Annotated in this window: 24 protein-coding genes; 7 read left to right on the top strand and 17 right to left on the bottom strand. The window is 65.8% G+C overall.

Features of this window, described 5'->3' with window-relative positions:
• Positions 1-22: 22 nt before the first annotated feature.
• Positions 23-442 (bottom strand): hypothetical protein, encoded by a 420-nt coding sequence (locus AB0P18_RS16110; protein ID WP_292858968.1) that lies wholly within the window; start codon positions 440-442, stop codon positions 23-25.
• Positions 443-519: 77 nt separating this feature from the next.
• On the opposite strand from AB0P18_RS16110, the gene AB0P18_RS16105 reads away from it, so the two are divergent.
• Both AB0P18_RS16105 and AB0P18_RS16100 read left to right on the top strand, forming a co-directional pair.
• Positions 520-882 (top strand): metalloregulator ArsR/SmtB family transcription factor, encoded by a 363-nt coding sequence (locus AB0P18_RS16105; RefSeq protein ID WP_292858965.1) that lies wholly within the window; start codon positions 520-522, stop codon positions 880-882.
• A 218-nt stretch (positions 883-1,100) separates the two neighbouring features.
• Positions 1,101-2,993: a cation-translocating P-type ATPase gene (locus AB0P18_RS16100; protein WP_363360857.1), complete on the top strand. Its 1,893-nt coding sequence runs from the start codon at positions 1,101-1,103 to the stop codon at positions 2,991-2,993.
• Positions 2,994-3,057: 64 nt separating this feature from the next.
• Here the strand turns inward: AB0P18_RS16100 and AB0P18_RS16095 are convergent, their stop codons facing one another.
• The 4 genes from AB0P18_RS16095 to AB0P18_RS16080 all read right to left on the bottom strand — a co-directional run bounded on the left by AB0P18_RS16095 (position 3,058) and on the right by AB0P18_RS16080 (position 6,484).
• Positions 3,058-4,434, bottom strand: coding sequence for an FAD-dependent oxidoreductase (locus tag AB0P18_RS16095; RefSeq protein ID WP_363360856.1), 1,377 nt, complete (start codon positions 4,432-4,434; stop codon positions 3,058-3,060).
• A 12-nt stretch (positions 4,435-4,446) separates the two neighbouring features.
• Entirely contained in the window at positions 4,447-5,097 is a 651-nt protein-coding gene (locus AB0P18_RS16090; RefSeq protein ID WP_210006352.1) for an arsenate reductase ArsC, read from the bottom strand.
• Entirely contained in the window at positions 5,094-5,510 is a 417-nt protein-coding gene (locus AB0P18_RS16085; RefSeq protein ID WP_363360855.1) for an arsenate reductase ArsC, read from the bottom strand. Before AB0P18_RS16085 ends, AB0P18_RS16090 begins: the two co-directional genes overlap by 4 nt.
• An 80-nt stretch (positions 5,511-5,590) precedes the next feature.
• Positions 5,591-6,484: a metalloregulator ArsR/SmtB family transcription factor gene (locus AB0P18_RS16080; protein WP_363360854.1), complete on the bottom strand. Its 894-nt coding sequence runs from the start codon at positions 6,482-6,484 to the stop codon at positions 5,591-5,593.
• A gap of 33 nt (positions 6,485-6,517) precedes the next feature.
• Here AB0P18_RS16080 and AB0P18_RS16075 point away from each other — a divergent pair, with 33 nt between their 5' ends.
• Together AB0P18_RS16075 and AB0P18_RS16070 are read left to right on the top strand one after the other, a co-directional pair.
• Complete coding sequence (locus tag AB0P18_RS16075) at positions 6,518-6,838, top strand: metalloregulator ArsR/SmtB family transcription factor (RefSeq protein WP_210006355.1); 321 nt, start codon at positions 6,518-6,520, stop codon at positions 6,836-6,838.
• The gene (locus AB0P18_RS16070) at positions 6,835-7,800 is read left to right on the top strand and encodes an arsenate reductase ArsC (protein ID WP_363360853.1); all 966 of its coding nucleotides are present in this window, start codon (positions 6,835-6,837) and stop codon (positions 7,798-7,800) included. The genes AB0P18_RS16075 and AB0P18_RS16070 overlap by 4 nt, the downstream gene beginning before the upstream one ends.
• Here the strand turns inward: AB0P18_RS16070 and AB0P18_RS16065 are convergent.
• The 8 genes from AB0P18_RS16065 to AB0P18_RS16030 all read right to left on the bottom strand — a co-directional run bounded on the left by AB0P18_RS16065 (position 7,782) and on the right by AB0P18_RS16030 (position 14,489).
• The gene (locus tag AB0P18_RS16065) at positions 7,782-8,483 is read right to left on the bottom strand and encodes a winged helix-turn-helix domain-containing protein (RefSeq protein WP_363360852.1); all 702 of its coding nucleotides are present in this window, start codon (positions 8,481-8,483) and stop codon (positions 7,782-7,784) included. The genes AB0P18_RS16070 and AB0P18_RS16065 overlap by 19 nt on opposite strands.
• Positions 8,480-9,349, bottom strand: coding sequence for a phosphate ABC transporter ATP-binding protein PstB (gene pstB, locus AB0P18_RS16060; RefSeq protein WP_363360851.1), 870 nt, complete (start codon positions 9,347-9,349; stop codon positions 8,480-8,482). The genes AB0P18_RS16065 and pstB overlap by 4 nt, the downstream gene beginning before the upstream one ends.
• A 2-nt stretch (positions 9,350-9,351) precedes the next feature.
• A complete protein-coding gene (pstA, locus tag AB0P18_RS16055; RefSeq protein WP_363360850.1) occupies positions 9,352-10,263 on the bottom strand; it encodes a phosphate ABC transporter permease PstA in 912 nt (303 codons plus the stop codon).
• Positions 10,263-11,222 (bottom strand): phosphate ABC transporter permease subunit PstC, encoded by a 960-nt coding sequence (gene pstC / locus AB0P18_RS16050; RefSeq protein WP_363360849.1) that lies wholly within the window; start codon positions 11,220-11,222, stop codon positions 10,263-10,265. The genes pstA and pstC overlap by 1 nt, the downstream gene beginning before the upstream one ends.
• A 26-nt stretch (positions 11,223-11,248) precedes the next feature.
• Positions 11,249-12,208 (bottom strand): PstS family phosphate ABC transporter substrate-binding protein, encoded by a 960-nt coding sequence (locus tag AB0P18_RS16045; protein ID WP_292858935.1) that lies wholly within the window; start codon positions 12,206-12,208, stop codon positions 11,249-11,251.
• A 129-nt stretch (positions 12,209-12,337) separates the two neighbouring features.
• Entirely contained in the window at positions 12,338-12,634 is a 297-nt protein-coding gene (locus AB0P18_RS16040) for a hypothetical protein (protein ID WP_363360848.1), read from the bottom strand.
• Entirely contained in the window at positions 12,631-13,137 is a 507-nt protein-coding gene (locus AB0P18_RS16035) for an N-acetyltransferase family protein (protein ID WP_363360847.1), read from the bottom strand. Before AB0P18_RS16035 ends, AB0P18_RS16040 begins: the two co-directional genes overlap by 4 nt.
• Positions 13,134-14,489: an FAD-dependent oxidoreductase gene (locus tag AB0P18_RS16030; protein WP_363360846.1), complete on the bottom strand. Its 1,356-nt coding sequence runs from the start codon at positions 14,487-14,489 to the stop codon at positions 13,134-13,136. The genes AB0P18_RS16035 and AB0P18_RS16030 overlap by 4 nt, the downstream gene beginning before the upstream one ends.
• 47 nt (positions 14,490-14,536) lie before the next feature.
• Between AB0P18_RS16030 and AB0P18_RS16025 the strand changes: the two genes are divergently transcribed.
• From AB0P18_RS16025 to AB0P18_RS16015, 3 genes are all read left to right on the top strand, one after another.
• Positions 14,537-14,905: a metalloregulator ArsR/SmtB family transcription factor gene (locus tag AB0P18_RS16025; RefSeq protein WP_363360845.1), complete on the top strand. Its 369-nt coding sequence runs from the start codon at positions 14,537-14,539 to the stop codon at positions 14,903-14,905.
• A 74-nt stretch (positions 14,906-14,979) separates the two neighbouring features.
• Positions 14,980-16,092: an ACR3 family arsenite efflux transporter gene (gene arsB / locus AB0P18_RS16020; RefSeq protein ID WP_363360844.1), complete on the top strand. Its 1,113-nt coding sequence runs from the start codon at positions 14,980-14,982 to the stop codon at positions 16,090-16,092.
• A gap of 289 nt (positions 16,093-16,381) precedes the next feature.
• On the top strand, positions 16,382-16,777 hold the full coding sequence (locus tag AB0P18_RS16015; RefSeq protein ID WP_363360843.1) for a low molecular weight phosphatase family protein: 396 nt from the start codon (positions 16,382-16,384) through the stop codon (positions 16,775-16,777).
• A 116-nt stretch (positions 16,778-16,893) separates the two neighbouring features.
• On the opposite strand, the gene AB0P18_RS16010 is transcribed toward AB0P18_RS16015, so the two are convergent.
• The 4 genes from AB0P18_RS16010 to AB0P18_RS15995 all read right to left on the bottom strand — a co-directional run bounded on the left by AB0P18_RS16010 (position 16,894) and on the right by AB0P18_RS15995 (position 18,379).
• Positions 16,894-17,160 carry a hypothetical protein gene (locus AB0P18_RS16010; protein WP_292858913.1) on the bottom strand — a complete coding sequence of 89 codons (267 nt, stop codon included), beginning with the start codon at positions 17,158-17,160 and terminating at the stop codon, positions 16,894-16,896.
• An 88-nt stretch (positions 17,161-17,248) separates the two neighbouring features.
• Entirely contained in the window at positions 17,249-17,593 is a 345-nt protein-coding gene (locus AB0P18_RS16005; protein WP_292858910.1) for a hypothetical protein, read from the bottom strand.
• Positions 17,590-17,943 (bottom strand): hypothetical protein, encoded by a 354-nt coding sequence (locus tag AB0P18_RS16000; protein WP_363360842.1) that lies wholly within the window; start codon positions 17,941-17,943, stop codon positions 17,590-17,592. Before AB0P18_RS16000 ends, AB0P18_RS16005 begins: the two co-directional genes overlap by 4 nt.
• Positions 17,944-18,016: 73 nt before the next feature.
• Positions 18,017-18,379 (bottom strand): single-stranded DNA-binding protein, encoded by a 363-nt coding sequence (locus AB0P18_RS15995; RefSeq protein WP_292858904.1) that lies wholly within the window; start codon positions 18,377-18,379, stop codon positions 18,017-18,019.
• Positions 18,380-18,495: the final 116 nt, after the last annotated feature.

The raw sequence follows: 18,495 nt of genomic DNA, 5'->3' as shown, positions 1-18,495 counted from the left end.
TGCGAGGGTGTTGAGTGGTGGATCAGGTTCGGTAAACGCGCAGTTGCGTAAGGGTAAGCACCGGCATCCGGGACGGCGGGACCGCGATCAACTCACGCACCATTCCGGCGACACGCTCGATGCTGTACGGGCGGGACGGTGCCCGCCAGGCAAGGACGACGAGCGTCAACGCGCACGCCACTCCCAACAGGCACAGGGCGGCACCGAGATCTCCGGCCCCACCGGCGTGCCCACCCGATGTCACCGCCGGGACGGCGCCCGGCTCGTCGGTGATGATCAGCTCACTGATCGACGCTCCTTGGGGGCCTTCGGTCTCCGAGTGCGTCGCGGCCCAAGAGCACGTCAGGAGTACCAGGACGAGTCCCAGCCCGACCAGCAGCCTCGCCACCGTCCAGCGCACGCGCGTAGCGATAGCGCGGTCAGCGCGGGCAGAGCGGATCATTGCGGACGTTCCTATGCTCGGAGATCAGGGAATCGGAATAGTCGACCATCAAACACTATCAGGTGTATAGTCAGCCGATGCTGACCCTTGCGTCTCGTCTTGATGTGATGAACCGTCTCGGCCGCGCGCTGGCAGATCCGACCCGCTCCCGGATTCTCCTGGAGCTTCTCGAAGCCCCCGGGTACCCTGCCCGGTTATCGGAGTCGCTGGCCCTGACGCGGACGAACGTCTCCAACCATCTCGCGTGTCTGCGCGGTTGCGGCATCGTGGTCGCGACCCCGGAAGGACGCCAGACCCGATATGAGATCGCGGACCCGCATCTGACCCGCGCAATCTCGATGCTCGTGGACACCGTGCTCGCTTACGACGACGGCGCACCCTGCACCGACCAGAACTGCGACGTGCCATTCTGCTGCGACACCACGGGAGCCGCACTGTGAGCGAGGAATGCTGCGGTCCCGACGAGCCACGCAAGACCAGCACGGTGCGCCGGATCGAACTGACCCGCCCGCTTACCACCGGTGACATCTGCTGCGGCCCCGACGACACCCACACAACAGGCCGTGCTCACGTCGCGGCGCGAAAGCATGAAGACGGCGACGCATGCTGCGGACCAGACCCCGCCTCCCCTGTAGACACGGATGCGGAAGAGATCGAGGTGCGTCCGCCGTGGTGGCGGGACACCGCGCTGCTGCCCTCCGCGATCGCGGGCGTTTTCCTCCTCGCCGGATACATCCTCGAATGGACCGGGGTTCCGATCCCGGCCCTGATCCTCCAGGCAATCGCCCTGGTCGCGGGCGCGTACACGTTTGTCCCCGGTGCCATCCGACGGTTGCTGCGCGGCCGCCTCGGCGTCGGGCTGCTGATGACGATCGCCGCGGTCGGCGCGGTGCTGCTTGGCCACGTCGGCGAAGCCGCCGCGCTGGCGTTCCTGTTCTCCCTCGCCGAAGCTCTCGAAGACCGGGCAATGGACCAAGCCAAAGAAGGCCTCCGCGCGCTCCTCTCCCTCATTCCCGACACCGTGCGGGTCTCCCGCCTGGGCGGCGATTTCACCATCCCCGCAGCCGACGTCCGTGAACTGGACATCCTCGTCGTCGGCGCCGGCGAACGGATCGCCACAGACGGCGTCGTCGTGGAGGGCCAGTCGAGTCTCGACACTTCAGCGGTCACCGGCGAATCCATTCCATTGGAGGTCGGACCCGCCGACCCGGTCATCGCCGGCTCGGTAAACGGGTCTGCAACCCTCCGGATCGAGGCCACCGCAGACGGACGGGACAACTCCCTCACTCAGATCGTCGCGCTCGTCGAGCAAGCACACGCCCACAAGGGCGACCGGGCACGCCTCGCTGACCGCATCGCCCGCCCCCTCGTCCCGGCCGTGCTGATCCTCGCGGCCTTGGTTGCCCTGTTCGGTGTGCTCGTTGGCGACCCGTGGACGTGGATCGAACGAGCCCTTGTCGTCTTGGTCGCCGCGTCTCCATGCGCCCTGGCAATCGCGGTGCCCGTCACGGTCATCAGCGCGATCGGTGCGGCCTCGAAGTTCGGTGTCGTGATCAAGTCCGGCGAGGCGTTCGAGCAGCTCGGCACGATCCGCGCCGTGGCGCTGGATAAGACCGGCACCCTCACCCGCAACGAGCCAACCGTCGTCGACGTGCAACCCGCCGCCGAGACCGCCCGTGACGACCTCCTCGTCTGGGCGGCAGCCGTCGAGGCCACCAGCACGCACCCGCTCGCGGCCGCCATCATCGCCGCCGCACCCGGAAATACTGCTGCGATGAACGTGACCGAAGAGGCAGGCCACGGCATCAGCGGCCACGTCAACGGCCGTGTCATTCGCGTCGGCAACGCCCGCTGGCTCAACCCCGGCAAGCTCCGCGTCGCTGCCGACACCATGGCCGCCCAGGGCATGACCGTGGTCGTTGTCGAAACGGACGGGCAGACCGCAGGACTCATTGGGGTGCGAGACGAGTTGCGTCCAGAATCCGCCGAGACCGTACGGATGCTGCACGATCAAGGCATCGAGACCATCATGCTGACCGGCGACAACGACCGCACCGCCCGCGCGATCGCCCAGGAAGCCGGCATCACGGACGTCCGGGCCGAGCAACTGCCCAAGGACAAGACCGACGCGATCGTCGCCCTCGTCGCATCCCGTCCGACAGCGATGGTTGGCGACGGCGTCAATGACGCCCCCGCCCTTGCTACGGCGACGGTCGGGATCGCGATGGGCGTGAAGGGCTCCGCCGCAGCGATCGAATCTGCCGATGTCGCCTTCACCGGCCGCGACCTCCGCTTGATCCCCGGGGCGCTCGATCACGCCAAGCGAGGCCGGCGGATCATGACCACCAACATCGGGCTGGCCCTTGCGATCATCATCGTTTTGTTCCCTCTCGCCCTTTTCGGCGTCCTCGGCCTCGCCGGTGTGGTCCTGGTGCACGAGGTCGCCGAAGTCATCGTGATCCTCAACGGCGTCCGTGCAGCGCGCCGCCCCCCTGCGCTGCGGCGACTTACCGAAAAGCCAATCTCTCGCTCAACATTCGTGCGGGTCTGACATTCATCTGCGACCTTCGCGCGCCTATTAGGTGGGCTCGTTGATTCGACTCCGCGGTGCGCGGCTAGGCGCTTACACGCGCCTCGCGCTCCCATGCCTGTGTTGCCATCTGCACGGCATCCCACGGGGAGCCGAGCGGGGGCGTGTAGGAGAGGTCGAGGTCGCTCATTCCGGCCACGGTCATGCCGTGGTGCAGGGCGGTGGCGTAGGTGTCTACGCGCTTGGAGATTTCCGCGCCGCGGGTGCCGACGAGCTGCGCCCCGAGGAGGAGGCCGTCGCGAGTGTCTCCGGTGATGCGGATGCTGATGGGAGTGGCTCCGGGGTAGTAACGCTTGTGGTCGTCCGCGATCGCAGTGTGACTGTGTGGGGCATAGTCGGCGGCTGCAGCCTCGTGATCGCGGAGGCCCGTGCGGGCGGCCACGAGGTCGAAAACCTTCACGACCTGCGTGCCAAGACTCCCGGCAAAACGGGCGTCTCCGCCGATTGCGTTCTCCCCTGCGACGCGGCCCTGCTTGTGTGAGGTGGTGCCGAGGGGCAGGTAGGTGATGCCGAGGAGGCGGTGGTGGGTGACGACGCCGTCTCCGGCTGCCCATACGTGCGGCAGGCCGGTGCGCATGTGCTCGTCGACGACGACCGCACTACCCGCGCCCGTGGTTGCGCCGGCTGCGGTGAGCAGGCTGGTGTTGGGGCGGACACCAACGACCACGAGCACGAGGTCGGCGCTGCGGGAGAAAGTGTCACCGTCGCGGGTGCCGGTCACGGTGAGGCGGCCGGCGTCGCGGGTGACAGCTTCGATGCGGGTTCCGGTGAGGACGTCGACGCCGTGGCGGGTGAGTTCGTCGTGTACGAGGGAGCCCAGTTCGGGGTCGAGGGTGGAGAGCACTTCGGGACCGCGTTGGAGCTGGGTGACGTGCAGGCCGCGGACGGTGAGGGCTTCGGCCATTTCGAGGCCGACGTAGCCGGCGCCGACGATGATCGCGGTTTCGGGCTGGTGCTTGTCGAGGTAGCGCTCCAGGGCGAAGGTGTCGCCCATCGAGTGCAGCAGGTGCACGCCGTCGTCGGGGCCGAGCTGGTCGAGGCCGGCGATGCCGGCGGTGGACGGAGATGCTCCGGTGCCGACCATGAGCTCGTCGTACGCGATCGTCGATTCGGTGCCGGCGGCGTCGCGGACGGTGAGCGTGCGGCCGTCGACGTCGATGCCGGTGGCGAGGGTGTCCAGGCGCAGGTTCATGCCGGTGGCTTCGAGGTCGGCGTGCGTGCGGTGGGCGAGGGACTGCCAGGGCTGCACTTCGCGGGAGAAGTAGTAGGGGATGCCGCAGATGGAGAAGTTTGGGTAGGCGTCGGCGACTACGACGGTGACGTCGACGGTGGGGTCGAGTTCGCGGGCGCGCAGGGCGGTGGAGATGCCGGCGTCGCTTCCGCCGATCGCTACAAGGTGCATCAGGCTGTCCTCCTACGCGGTCGCGGTGGTCAGTTCGGAAAGTAGCTGCTGCACTCGGGCTTGGACGTCGTCCCGAATTTCGCGGACGGCCACGATGTCGAGATCTGCGGGGTCGGTGAGGTCCCAGTCGAGGTATCTCTTGCCGGGGTAGATCGGGCACGCGTCGCCGCAGCCCATGGTGATCACGGCGTCTGCGGCACGGACGACGTCGTCGGTGAGGGGTTTGGGGAACTCTTCGTTGACGTCGATCCCCAGCTCCGCCAACGCTTCGACCACGACGGGGAGGATGCCTTGGCCGGGCTGTGATCCGGCGGAGCGGACGTGCACTCGGTCGCCGGCGAGGTGACGGGTGAGTGCGGCGGCCATCTGGGAGCGACCGGAGTTTTGTACGCACACGTAGAGCACTTCCGGGACGGGCTTGGGGATGAAGCCGCGGGACTGTGCCAGCGCGGTGAGTCGGTCGCGGGAGAACTTCTCCGCGAGTGATGGCAGGTGGGTGGAGACGGTCGCTGTGCGGGCGAGTGCGGTGTAGGACTCGAAAACGACGCGTTCGACCGTTTCCGCTCCCACCATGCCGGTGAATTGGGCAGTGAGACGTTCCGCGGCGCGGTGCAGTACTGAGTCCGCGGAGAGCAGAGCGTCTTGCCCTTTCTGCCAGGTCATGCGACGCCACGGGCGGGGAGGAGCTCTTCGATGAGCGTTTCCACGCGTCGGCGGATCTCGTCGCGGATCGGGCGGACAGCGTCGATGCCCTGACCGGCGGGGTCGTCCAGCTCCCAGTCCTCGTACCGTTTGCCGGGGAAGATCGGGCAGGCGTCTCCGCAGCCCATCGTGATCACGGCGTCAGATTCTTTGACAGCTTCGACGGTGAGAACCTTGGGCGTGTTGCCTGTGATGTCGATGCCCTCTTCGGCCATGGCCTCGACGGCGACTGGGTTGATCTGGTCCTTGGGGGCGGATCCGGCGGAGAGGACCTGGATGCGTCCTTGCGCGAGCTCGCGGAGGTAGCCGGCGGCCATTTGCGAGCGACCGGCGTTGTGGACGCACACGAACAGGACGGTGGGGGTTTCAGACATTGTGGGCTCTCTTTCGTCTGCTCAAAGCATAGAGGATCATCTATGTATCAGACTACAACGCGGAGTGAACGGGAAGTGACTCACCCTCGCCTGAGAGCCGATAGGAGGTCGCGCACGCGATGGTCGATGTCGTCCCGGATAGTTCTGAGTTCTGTCAGAGAGAGCCCGACGGGGTCGGGAATGTTCCAGTCGTGGTGCGTCGCGCCGATGCGGGGTACGCAGATGTCGCCGCATCCCATCGTGATGACGGTGTCGGCGGCCTCGAGGACTTCGGTGGTGAGGGGTTTGGGGTATTCGCCATCGAGCGAGAGGCCGACTTCGTCGAGCACGGTGATGATGGATGAGCGCACATCGTCTGCCGGCGCGGAGCCTGCGGTGTGCACGCGGATGTGAGGGCCGGCGAGCCGGCGGAGGACGCTCGCTGCGATCTGCGACCGTCCGGCGTTCTGTACGCACACGAAGAGGACGGTGACGTCGGGGTCGCGATGGAGTTGGTCTTTGAGGGATGCTTCGATGCGCTCGGTGGCGAAGGCGGCGGTGCGGGAGGCCAAGAGGTGGTGTGGTGTGGACTCGGAGAGACGTGCATGAGCGTCGGACACGACCTTTCGCACCTCTTCACGGGTCAGGGTGCCATGAAACCGCACGAGAAGATCACCTACCACGCGGTCCAGATCCGGCGGTGCGGAGGGTCGCTGGTCCGTCAGGGAGAGCAGCGCGGTGATCTTGTCGCGATGAGGCGGGGCGATGGCGTACCACGTGCGCCGGCCCTCGGGCTGGCGGGTCACGATCCCCTCGTCCATCAGCCGCCTCATGTGATGGCTGACGGTCGGCTGTCGCAGACCGAGGATTTGTGCGGTCTCCCCGACGAGGACTCGGCCGGTATCGGCCGTCGACATCAGTCGCAAGAGCGCCATACGGGTAGGGTCAGCGAGAACGGACGCCGTTCGGGTCGCGTCCGACACCACCGCATCCATAGATGAAAGTCTATCTTCAGGTAGGATCACAGTGTGACCTCTTCCCACGGCAGCCCTGCAGCAGGTGCGAGCGCACCGCTCGGCCGCTCGGCCGCGGAAGATCTCGCTCGGACGCTGCGGGCGGTGGCAGACCCGACGCGGTTGCAGATGTTGAGCGTCATCTTGGACTCGGAGTCTGGGCGTGCAACCGTGAAGCAGCTGACCGACGCCCTGGGGTTGCGGCAGCCGACGGTCACCCACCACGTGCGCATCCTTGTTGATGACGGTCTCCTGGCTCGTGAGCCGGAGGGGAAGTACGTGTGGCTTTCGGTGGTTCCGTCTCGGCGTAGCGCGATCGAGGATCTGCTGCGGTGAACGAGGGTGCGCGGCACCGTGTCGGGCGCCCGCTGGATGACGATGCCGCGCAGGAACGTGCCGCTCAGGCCGCAGTGCTCGGCGATCTGCTCACGTTGCGAGTGCTGAGTGCTCTGGCCGCGGGGGCTCCGGCAGACGTGCTCTCCTCGTTGCTGCATGTTCCGGCTATCGAGGTGGAGGACGCAATTGCCCGGTTGTTGGCCGTGAACATCGTTCACACTGACGAGGCGGGGGCCCATGTGTTGCCGGCGGCGTCGTGGGTGCGGTTCGGGCGTTTGTTGGTGGGTGATATGCCGGCCCTGCCCGAACCCGACTCCGCTCCGACCGTTGCCGTGTTGCCGGCGGCGATCGCGACGGTCGCGCACGATCTTTCGTACCGGTTCGCTTCCACGTTCAGTAGCGAGACGGTGTCGCAGTATGTCGTGGAGAGCTATCTGTTGCTCAGTCAGAGAGCCCGGGTGCGAAAGCATTTGCCGTCTTTGACGGCACGGTATGCCGCTGATCGTCTTGACGCTCTGGCGTCGGCGCAGGGTCTGGTGCTTCGCGGTACGCCTGAGGTGCTGTTCGTCTGTGTTCAGAATGCCGGTCGTTCGCAGATCGCGGCCGCGTATCTGCGGTATCTCGCGGGCGATCGTGTCCATGTGCGTACCGCGGGGTCGCAGCCAGCCGACGCGGTCCACCCTCGAGTCGTTGAGGCTCTGGCGGAGGTGGGTGTTCCTCTCTCTGACGAGTATCCGAAGCCGTTGACGGACGAGGTCGTGCAGGCCGCGGACTTCGTGGTCACGATGGGGTGCGGGGATGCGTGCCCGGTGTACCCCGGTCGCCGCTACATGGATTGGGATCTTGAGGATCCGCTCACCCTCGACGACGAGGGGCTGCGGGTGGTTCGTGACCAGATCCGAGGGCACGTTGAGGATCTTCTGGCCGAGATGGGGATGACGTCTCACGCGGCCAGTCGGTAGCCGATGCCGCGGTGGGTTTCGATCACCGCGTCCCTCGGGGCGCCCGTGAGCGCGGCGAACCGCGACCGGAGACCCGCGACCATGACCCGGATGGATGCTTGCCGTTGTGTTCCACCCCCGTGCGTGTGTGCGAGCTCGTCGAGTGTGACGATCCGCGGGTGGGACGTCGCCAATGCCAGCAGGATGTCGAACTCCCTCGGAGTGGTCGTGATCGGTGTGCCGTAAAGCTCGACCCGGTGCCGGTCCGTGTCGACCAGCAGCGCGCCCACCGCGACCGTGCTCGGCACTTCCACGGATGCGGGGGGCAGCTGTCGCAGCGCGGACGCGAGGCGTTCCGGGGTGAGGGGAAGGTCTACGACGCCGCCCACGCCAGCGGCGATCGCGGTATCTACTGTTGCGATCCCGGTGGAGGGATGTATTCCGAACAGCACCGTCGATTTGCTGGTGGCGATCGACAGCTCCAGGACGGCGGCGATGTCTTGGCAGGCCACGTCAGAGGACACCAGCAGGATCGTGTGCGGGTCGCGGATCAGCTCCGTCAGCGCGCTGACGATGTCGGTTCGCCGGATCAACGACGCACCGAAGTGGCGGAATTCGGCGACGGTTCCTCGAACCACGTGCGGGTCGGTGGACAGCACGACGACTCGTGCCGATCCGACCACGGGGCTCGTGAGGGTGCTCATCCGAACCTGCCGCTGATGTAGTCCTCGGTGCGCTGGTCCTGGGGGTGCTCGAAGATCTGTGAGGTGGGTGCGTATTCCACCAGTACTCCGGTCCGGTCTCCGGTGGTTTCATCGGCGAGGGCGGTGAAGAACGCGGTGCGGTCGGCGACTCGGGCGGCTTGCTGCATGTTGTGGGTGACGATGATGATCGTGTAGTCCCGGCGCAGATCGTGCATGAGGTCTTCGATGCGCATGGTTGCGATCGGGTCCAGCGCCGAGCACGGTTCGTCCATCAGGATCACGTCCGGCTGGGTGGCGATCGTGCGGGCGATGCACAGACGCTGCTGCTGTCCGCCGGAGAGACCGAATGCGGATTGCTTCAGCTTGTCTTTGACCTCGCCCCACAGCGCTGCTTTGGTCAACGCTTCTTCGACCAGGTCGTCCATGCTCGACACCTTCATCCCGGTCACCCTGGGGCCGTAGGCGATGTTGTCGTAGATGGATTTCGGGAACGGGTTGGGTTTTTGAAACACCATGCCGATGCGGCGGCGCACTTCGATCGGGTCGACGTCTTTGGCGTAGATGTCGTCGTCTTGGAACAGCACCTGCCCTTCGACGCGCGCGCCGTCGACGAGGTCGTTCATCCGGTTCAGCGAACGCAGCAGAGTGGACTTCCCGCACCCGGAGGGGCCGATCAGCGCGGTGATCTCGTTCTTTCCGAAGCTGAGGTTGACGTCGGTGACGGCACGGAAGTCGCCGTAGAACACGTCGACGTTCTCGCAGCGGATCAGCCCGCTCGGTGTTTCGCGCAGGTTCGGTTCTGGAGACTGGGCGTGGAACTGCGGGTGCGGGGTGTCCTCGGTTGAGGTGGCGATCGGGTCGCTCATGGCTACCACCGTTTCTGGTACTTGTTGCGGATGAAAATGGCGAGGGCGTTCATCAGGAGCAGAACGCCGAGGAGGAGCACGCTGGTGGCCGCGGCGAGCTCGTGGAAGCCCTCCTGGGGGCGGCCGGTCCAGTTGAAGATCTGGATGGGGAGGGTGGTGTACCCGCTCATGAGCCCGTTCGGGTCGAACGTGATGTAGACCAGCGCTCCGAGCACCAGCAGTGGTGCGGCTTCTCCGAGTGCGCGGGAGAGGGCGAGGATCGAGCCGGTGGCGATGCTGGGCACGGACGCGGGGAGCACTTGCCGCCACACGGTCTGCCACTTCGTCGCTCCGAGGGCGAGGGACCCGTCGCGGATCTCGTTCGGTACGGACCGCAACCCTTCTCGGGTGGAGATGATGATGACGGGGAGGATCAGTAGCGATAGCGCTAGTGCGCCGCCGATGACGATGTTCTTGTTCTGCACCTGTAGCAGGCTGAGGAATCCGAGGGCGAGCAGGCCGTAGATGATGGCGGGGACGGCGGCGAGGTTCTGCACGTTCAGTTCGATGAGCCGGTTGAACCAGCGCTTCTTGTCGGCGAATTCTTCGAGGTGGATGGCCGCGGCGATCCCCAGCGGCAGTGTCAGCACGGCGGTGGTCGCGATCACCCAGGCGGACCCGAGGATGGCGGGGCGGGCGCCCGCGGTTTCCGGGGTGGCGGAGGGGTAGTTGGTGAACAGTTGCAGGGACAGCTTTCCCCACCCGTCCATCAGGATCGTGACGAGAAGAGTCGCGAGCACGCCGAACGCGACCAGCAGCGACAGCCACAGCAGGATGAGGAAGATCATCGGGCCGGGTTTCCGGTCACCGTGTGTCCCCGTCCCGAGGGGTGCGGAGGCGCGGATCTTCGTCGGGGTGCTTCGGGTGGTGGTCATCAGTAGGCCTCTCGGAAGCGGCGAACGAACCGGATGCTGATGAAGTTCATCAGCAGCGTGATGAGGAACAGCAGCAGCCCCACGGCGAACAGGGTGTTGTATTCCAGGCTTCCCACGCGGGAGTCTCCGAGCGCGGCGTTCGCGATGAATCCGGTCATCGTCTGACCTTGCTCGAGGGGGTTGGTGACGATCCGGGCCTGGCTTCCGGCGGCGATCGCGACGATCATCGTCTCTCCCACAGCGCGGGAGACGCCGAGTACGACCGCCGCGACGATGCCCGACAGGGCGGCTGGGAACACCACGCGAAGGGTGGTTTGCATCCGGTTCGCGCCGAGCGCGGCGCTGCCCTGACGGAGCGCACCGGGAACGGCGGACATGGCATCTTCGGAGATCGACGCGATCGTGGGGATGATCATCACGCCCATGACGAGTCCTGCGGCGAGGACGCTGAATGCGCCGGTGGGCAGCTGCAGCCATTCGCGGAGCACGGTGCCTTGCACGAACTGGAGGGCGAAGAACCCGTAGACGACGGTGGGGACGCCGGCGAGGATCTCCAGCATCGGCTTGAGGACTTTGCGGGTGCGGGGCTTGGCGTACTCGGCGAGCATGATGGCCGCACCTAGCCCGAACGGCACGGCGACCAGCAGGGCGATCACTGTCGTCCACAGGGTGGCTGAGACGAGGGGGATGACTCCGAAGGACGCGTCTGCGAACCGGGGTGCCCAGCGCGTGCCGAATAGGAAGTCCAGGACGGGTACCTCGGCGAAGAACGAGAGGGACGGGATCAGCAGGGCGATCAGGATCCCGACCGTCGTCACAATCGTGAGTACTGCGGCTAGCCGGAGAACGAGTCTGATGAGGGCTTCGCCGGGGCGGCGGCGGCCGGCGAACTGGGTGCCTGGCCGGGGGCCCGAGGGAATGGTCCTCGAGCCCCCAGCCTTGGTGGTGACAGCGGTCATGGAGTGTCTCCGCGGAGGGGGCTCGCTCAACCGAGCGAGGCGAGTTCTTCCTGCGCGGTGGTGATCTGCTCCTCGGTCAGCGGCACGAACAGGGCGAGCGAGGCGATGTCGGCGGAGTTGGCGACGTAGAAGTCGACGAACTCCTTCACCTGCGGCTTGTCGGTGTACGCGGCGTTCTTGACGTAGATGAACAGCGGGCGCCCCAGCGGCGTGTAGGTGCCGTCCTGCACGGTCTCGGTGCTCGGGTAGACGCCGTCAATGGATGCGGCGATGATCGTGCCCTCGTTCTCTTCGACGTAGCTCAGGCCGAGGAAACCGATCGCACCCTGGTCCCCTGCGACGCCCTGAATGGTGATGTTGTCGTCCTCGGAGGGGCTGTAGTCGGTGCGGATCGCGCCGGTCTCCCCGTTGACCTCTTCGGTGAAGTAGTCGAAGGTGCCCGAGTCGGTGCCTGCACCGAACAGGACCAGGGGGACGTCGGGGAAGCTCGGGTCAACGTCGGACCAACTGTTGACGACGCCCTCGGATTCCGGTGCCCAGATCTTCGCGACCTGCTCCAGGGTGAGGTCGGTTGCCCAGTCGTTTTCCGGGTTCAGGATGACCGACAGGCCGTCGTTGGCAGCGACGATCTCGGTGTACTCGACGCCGTTCGCTTCACATTCAGCTGCCTCTTCGTCCTTGATCGGACGGGACGCGTTGGAGATGTCGGTCTCGTCGGCGCAGAACGCCTTGAAGCCTCCACCGGTGCCGGAGGTGGCGACCGACACATTGACCGACGAGTCCTCTTCGCGGAACAGGTCCGCGGCGGCCTCGGTGAGGGGGGCGACGGTCGACGAGCCATCGGTGGTGACAGAGCCGCCGGCCCCGCCTCCGCTGGCCTCTCCTCCGCCAGTGCTGCCGGCGGACTGTCCGCCGCAGGCACTCAATGCCAGGGCGGCGGCGGCGAGCGTCGCAACGGCAGCGAGCTTTGCTGTGGTCTTGTTCACGGGTGCGCTTTCCTTCGTGCCCGACATGGGCGTCAGGACCCGCCGGTGCAAGGGCAGGCCAGATAGATGATCTTCTATCCGTTTCACATAGAAGCTAATCTATGTGAACGCGCGGTGAACGCAGCCCGGCTATTCGGAGGCGATTGCGATGCCGTCGTGGACCCGACGCCCCTCAGCGGTGAGGAGGTACTGGTCGCCTCGACGAGCCACCCAGCCGAGATTCTCCAGCCGCCACAGAACCTGGCCGCTCATGCGGGGAAGGGCGAACCTGTGGCGGCGACTGATGGTGAGATGCTGCCGCGCCCATTCGATCGCAATGTCATCGAGGCTGATCGGTCCGTGGTTAGCAACGATGGCGAGGACGGTGCGGCGGACGCCGGTGAGGTGTCGGCGGATGAACTCCGCGTCGGGGGAACCGTCGGTCACGAGTCTGCCTTGCTTCTCCGCTCGATGAGGAGGGCGTCCCGCCACTGTCCCGCATGGGCACCGAGGCGGGACCGAGCGATTCTTTCCCGGCGGCCCACTACCCGGAACCCGGCGGCGACATGTAGTCGGAGGCTGGCGCTGTTCTCCGGGAAGATGCTCGACTGAATCGTCCAATACCCGGCCGATTCCGCTCCCGTGATGAACGCGGCCAACAGCGTTCGTCCCACGCCCTGACCGCGGTGGTCACGATCGACATACACAGAGTGCTCGATCACACCCCGATATGCTTCCCGGCTCGACACTTGTGACGCCGCCACCCAGCCGCGAACCCGACCGTGATCATCGGCGGCGACAAGACGGGGAGTAGGCAGTTTGCTGGTGGTGAACTCTTCCCAGGTCGGCGGGTGCGTCTCGAAGGTCGCATCGCCCTCGTCGATTCCCTGCCGGTAGATCCTCTCCACGTCGGGCCAATCGGCTGGGACGAGGGAGCGGACGTCTGTCACGAACAGCAACCGCCGGCTGACCCGAGATCCGTGGAGCAGACCCCCGTGGCGGGGAGAACCAGCTCGACCTGAGTGGCGGCAGCCATGTCGCCGGCCAGCCACGCGGTCACCGAACGGACCTGCTCGTACCCGGTCGTGAGCAGGAACGTGGGGGCGCGACCGTACGACTTCATCCCGACGATGAAAAACCCGCGCTCCGGGTGGGTGAGCTCACCGAACCCGTGGGGCTCCACCGTTCCGCAAGAGTGCACGTTCGGATCGATGAGCGGGGCGAGCCGCTTGGGGGCCTCGACGATGTCGTCCAGTTCCAGGCGAACCTCGCGCAGCATGTCCAGGTTTGGCCGGAACCCGGTCGCGTTGACCACGATGTCGGTGGTGTGCGTCACTACCTCTCCGTCTCGATGACCGATCATTTCCACCGCGGCGCCCGCTCGGGCAGCACGGATGATCTCGAATCCGTCGACGAGATCGATGTCACCGCGGTCCACCGCGCGATCCACGCGCGCGCCCAGGTGCGCGCGCCCGACGAGTTCATCGTCCGGCGACGAGGACACCCGTACAGCCTGCGCGTTGCGAATCAGCCAGGACACCGTCGTGCCCTCTTCCTCGCGGGCAAGTGACACCAGCCCGAGAAGTGTGTTTGCAGCAGAGTGCCCAGCACCGACGACGGTGACGTGCTTGCCTGCGAAGTGGGCGCGGTCACGGCCGAGCACGTCGGGAAGTGCCGGCATCACGTGGCCGGCGATCTCGCCCAGTCCCAGAAGTTCCAGCCCGCTTGAAGCCAACGAGTTCGGTGACGAGTAGGTGCCTGACGCGTCGATTACCGCGCGCGCCGCAACCTCGGCAACGTTGCCTTCGGTATCGCGGGTGCGGATGACGAACGGTGTCGCATCCCGCCCGCGACTGCGCGTGCGATCCATTCCTTCCCGGGACACGGCAGTCACGTGCACCCCCGTCCGAATCCTCGATGCGATCTCCTCCAGCTGAGCGAGCGGGTCGACATACAAGTCCACCAGCTCGGCTCCCGTTGGCGCCCGCTCCGGTGAAGGAAGTTCCCAGCCTCGTGCTTCCAGAAGGCGACGCGACGCCGGATCTACCAGGTGCTTCCACGGCGAGAACAGGCGAGTATGACCCCACGCCCGAACGCTCGCGGCGACCGTCTCGCCCGCCTCGAGAATCACGAAGTCGATACCGCGCTCTACGAGATTCGCAGCCGCAGCCAACCCGACCGGTCCTGCACCGATGATCACCACGGGCAGCGTCGCCAGACGATCGCTCACAGCGACACGAGGCGTGAGGTCCAACAAGGTCATGACCACTCCTTCACAACATCGACAAGCTTCGATGTTCATTCCTACTCGCCCTATAGATCACTGTCAATATCGGCTATTGTCGATGCATGGTCACCACGCTCGACGTCACCAACATCACTGCCATCGCCGAGATTGGCGCTGATAGCTGCTGCACCTCGCTCGTCCGTGAACCGATGACTGCGGAGGAGGCCGAGTCCCTCGCTCTGACCATGAAGGCTCTGGCAGACCCCGCCCGCCTGCGGCTGCTTTCCATCGTTGCCGCATCCGAGAACTCGGAAGCCTGCGTGTGCGACCTGATCGAACCCATCGGCCTTAGTCAGCCGACCGTCTCGCACCACCTGAAGGTCCTCACCGCGGCGGGGTTCCTCACCCGTAGTAAGCGCGCAACCTGGGCCTACTTCACCCTCGTGCCGGGGGCTCTCGACCGGGTCTCGCGCTTCTTCGCCATCACATAAGACCCAGCCGCTCCGCGGAGAGCATCGACGCTTGTCGATATTCTGCTACGCTTCATATCGAAGTTCATCTATGAATGAGGAGTGAAGTGAGCACGACTATCGCGCCCGCCCGTCTGGGAACACTGGACAGATACCTGCCCATATGGATCCTGCTCGCCATGGGCGCCGGTCTTGCCCTCGCCGTCCTCGCCCCCGGTTTCGGAGAGTTCCTTCACGCGGCGTCGATCGGCACCATCAGCATCCCCATCGCCATCGGACTGCTGGTCATGATGTATCCCGTCCTCGCCAAAGTGAGGTACTCCGACGCGGCGCTCGTCGCCCGCGACAAGCGGCTACTCATCTCCTCGCTCGTCCTCAACTGGCTCGTCGGCCCCGCGCTGATGTTCGCTCTCGCCTGGCTGCTCCTGCCCGACCTCCCCGAATACCGCACCGGGCTGATCATTGTTGGCCTTGCCCGCTGCATCGCGATGGTCCTCATCTGGAACGATCTCGCCTGTGGGGACCGCGAAGCAGCAGCCTTCCTCGTCGCCATCAACTCCGTCTTCCAAGTGATCGCGTTCGCCGCTCTCGGCTGGTTCTACTTGCAGATCCTTCCCACCTGGCTGGGCCTCTCCACAACCAGCGCCGAGTTCTCCATCTGGGCCATCACCCTCAGCGTGCTCGTTTTCCTCGGTATCCCCTTACTCGCTGGGTACCTCTCCCGCCGCATCGGAGAACGCCGCCGCAGCCGCGCCTGGTACGAAACGGTCTTCCTCCCCCGGATCAGCCCACTCGCCCTCGGCGGCCTCCTCTTCACGATCGTCATGCTCTTCGCCCTTCAAGGGCAGCAAGTCATCGACCGTCCCCTCGACGTCGCCCGCATCGCCCTGCCCCTCCTGGCCTACTTCATCGCGATGTTCCTTATTGGGTTCGGGACTGGCAAGACCATCGGCCTGAGCTACGAACGCACCACGACGCTCGCTTTCACGGCCGCCGGCAACAACTTCGAACTCGCTATCGCCGTCGCTATCGGCACCTTCGGCGCCACCAGCGGGCAAGCTCTGGCTGGCATTGTCGGTCCCCTCATCGAAGTCCCGGTGCTCGTCGGACTTGTCTACGTCGCCCTCTCGTTGCGCGGTCGACTTTTCCCCGCCACCAACGAGGATCTTCACATCGATCGCCGACGCGTGCAGGACATCACCACTTGAGCCCTCGGCAGCAGCAGCACTGTTGCCCACCATTGAAGGAACACTCATGATCTGTTATGAACACGCCACTCTGGACATCGCCGTTCCCGCGGTTGCCGTCTGTCCTCACTGCGGCGCCGCTCTCTGCACCGAGCATCTCCACAAGTGCGAGAAGGAGTCATTCTTCAACAACGTCGTCGGCAACCCTCGCCAGCTCGCGCCCAAAAGGGAGATGTGCTGCGCTTCCTGCGCCCAATCCCAATGCGCGAGCTGACACCCCAACGCCACGGATTTTAGGAGAAGACCCCAAATGCCAAGCATTCCGACCGTCTTGTTCATCTGCCAGCACAATGCGGGCCGCTCCCAACTGGCCGCCGCGCTGCTGGAGCACCTGGCCGGCGATCGATTCACGGCCAAGTCCGCCGGCCTTTCCCCCGCCGAGGAAGTGAACCCCGCCGTGGCCGCGACCGTCGCGGAATTGGGGATGGACATCACCGATCGACTGCCGCGCGCGGTTACCCCGGGCGACCTGGAAGCCGCCGACGTCGTGGTACTGATGAAGCCCGGGCTGGCACTGCCGTCCGCACCCCGTGGGGAGGTTCTTGAATGGTCTTTCCCCAACCCGGAGGCATGGGACGCCGACGCGGTGCGGCCATTCCGCGACGCCGTATCCCACAAGATCAAGACCACGTTCCTCGCACGCTGACGAACGCTGAAGGCTTCCGCCCAGCATTGAATTCACAGCCGCGTCGCCGAGTAGGGAATCCAAGACGGTGGGCGTACTCGCCCTGTGCATGAGACTCCCGGTCGAAGCTGCAAACGTCAGCCTCGGCTTGTGCGCCGGAACCGGTGTGTCAGCACCGCGGCGGTGATCGCGAAGGCCGCAGCGGCGAGACCGGCCGGCACCAGGAGGTACGGCACGACGACGAGCATGGAGCGGCCCAGGAAGCTCTCCACAGGTATGAGGCTGGCCAGGGTGCAGATGAAGCTCACGAGGGCCTGGACGGTCCACTGGCGGCCACTGTAGCGGAGAACGCGCACTCCGGCGCCGTCGTGCCACCACAGCCGTAAGGCCTTGGGGATCTTCACGGCGCTCTCCTGTCGCTCGGTGGCTCTATTGTCGCGTACAACGCCCCGGCCGAGAGAGAGTGCGGTCGGGGCATTGCTGCGCATGGGGCTATTCCTCGCTCGGCGGCGGTTCGGTGCCGAAGGTGCCGCTCCGCAGGTCGCCAAAGTAGGTCGGTCCATGCGAATCCTCGGTGACCCGGCCGACGACGGGCGTCACGATGACCAGGTGATCGAGGACAAGTTGATCCCACACCATGCAGTCGCGGTAGACGTGGCCGCGGTATGCGCCGTCCACGCCGTCGACGATGCGGGGCAGCTCGGTGGCGTGGATCGGGAGCAGAAGCGAGTTCTCGGGCGTCAGGGTGATGCTGTGCTCGGCTTTCGGGGCAGCGGACTGAGCAGCGTCGAGCATGGCGTCGACGAGTCGCTGCACATAAGTTCGTGCGCTGCTCATGCGTCGAACCAGCGCACCACGCCGTTCGCGGAATGCGCGGCTCGGAGGGCTTCGGAGGCGGCGCCGAGCGCGGCGGCGGCCCGTTGGAGCTCGGCAGAGGCGGTGACGGTTCCTGTCGCCCCATCCCCTCGGTTGTCCTCGCCGGCGTAGTGCTCGCCGTCGACGACGCGTGAGTGCCAGGCCCCGAGCTGCTGACAGACCTGTTCGAGGTCGTCGACGGTGGCGACCAGCTCACCAAGAAGCGTGTAGGAATCGAACGGCGCCGGGACGTCTCGGGTCGAGTGCACGAGGATTCTAGCCTGGGATGAGAGGTCGCGGGCGACCTCAACCTGACGGTGTTCTTCGTTCACGGCCATGTTTCTTACCTTCTCTGACGTCACGGACACGGCCGGGGCGGTGGGGCCCCGGCCGTGTCGTAGGTGGCTACTGCTGGTCGTCGCGGGTGTTCCGGCTGATGGTGACGGTCGCGCGAGCGAGGTCCGCGCCGATGCTGTCGGCGTCGATGACGCGGCCATACTGCTTGTTGGCGTCCTCGCCCCAGCTCGACGTGTGCTCGCGGCCGGTGACGATTACGGCGTCGCCCTTGTGCAGGGAGGCGGCCGCGTTCTCGCCCAGCTCGAACCGGGCCTCGATGAAGTGCGTCGTGGGGGTGTCGTGGGCCTGCCACTTGTCCTGTCGGTACTCCCCCGTGTTCTCGATGACGCGGAGCTTGGTGATCTGGATGCTCCCGGCCTGCACGACCTCGGGGTCGGCGGCCAGGTTTCCGGCGATGGTGCGGACGGACATGGTTCTCTCCTATCGGTTGTTGACCGGCGGAGAGTCAATATTGAGGGTTGCGCTATTCGCAAGCACGCGTCGATCCGCTCATGCCTTTGAGCGACAGCTAGCTGTATGAGGCCATG

It is taken from the genome of Microbacterium sp. NPDC064584, assembly GCF_040687315.1.
Classification (GTDB): domain Bacteria; phylum Actinomycetota; class Actinomycetes; order Actinomycetales; family Microbacteriaceae; genus Microbacterium; species Microbacterium lacus.
The sequence above is the reverse complement of the archived record's forward strand: the minus strand, read 5'-3'. Positions and strand labels throughout refer to the sequence as shown.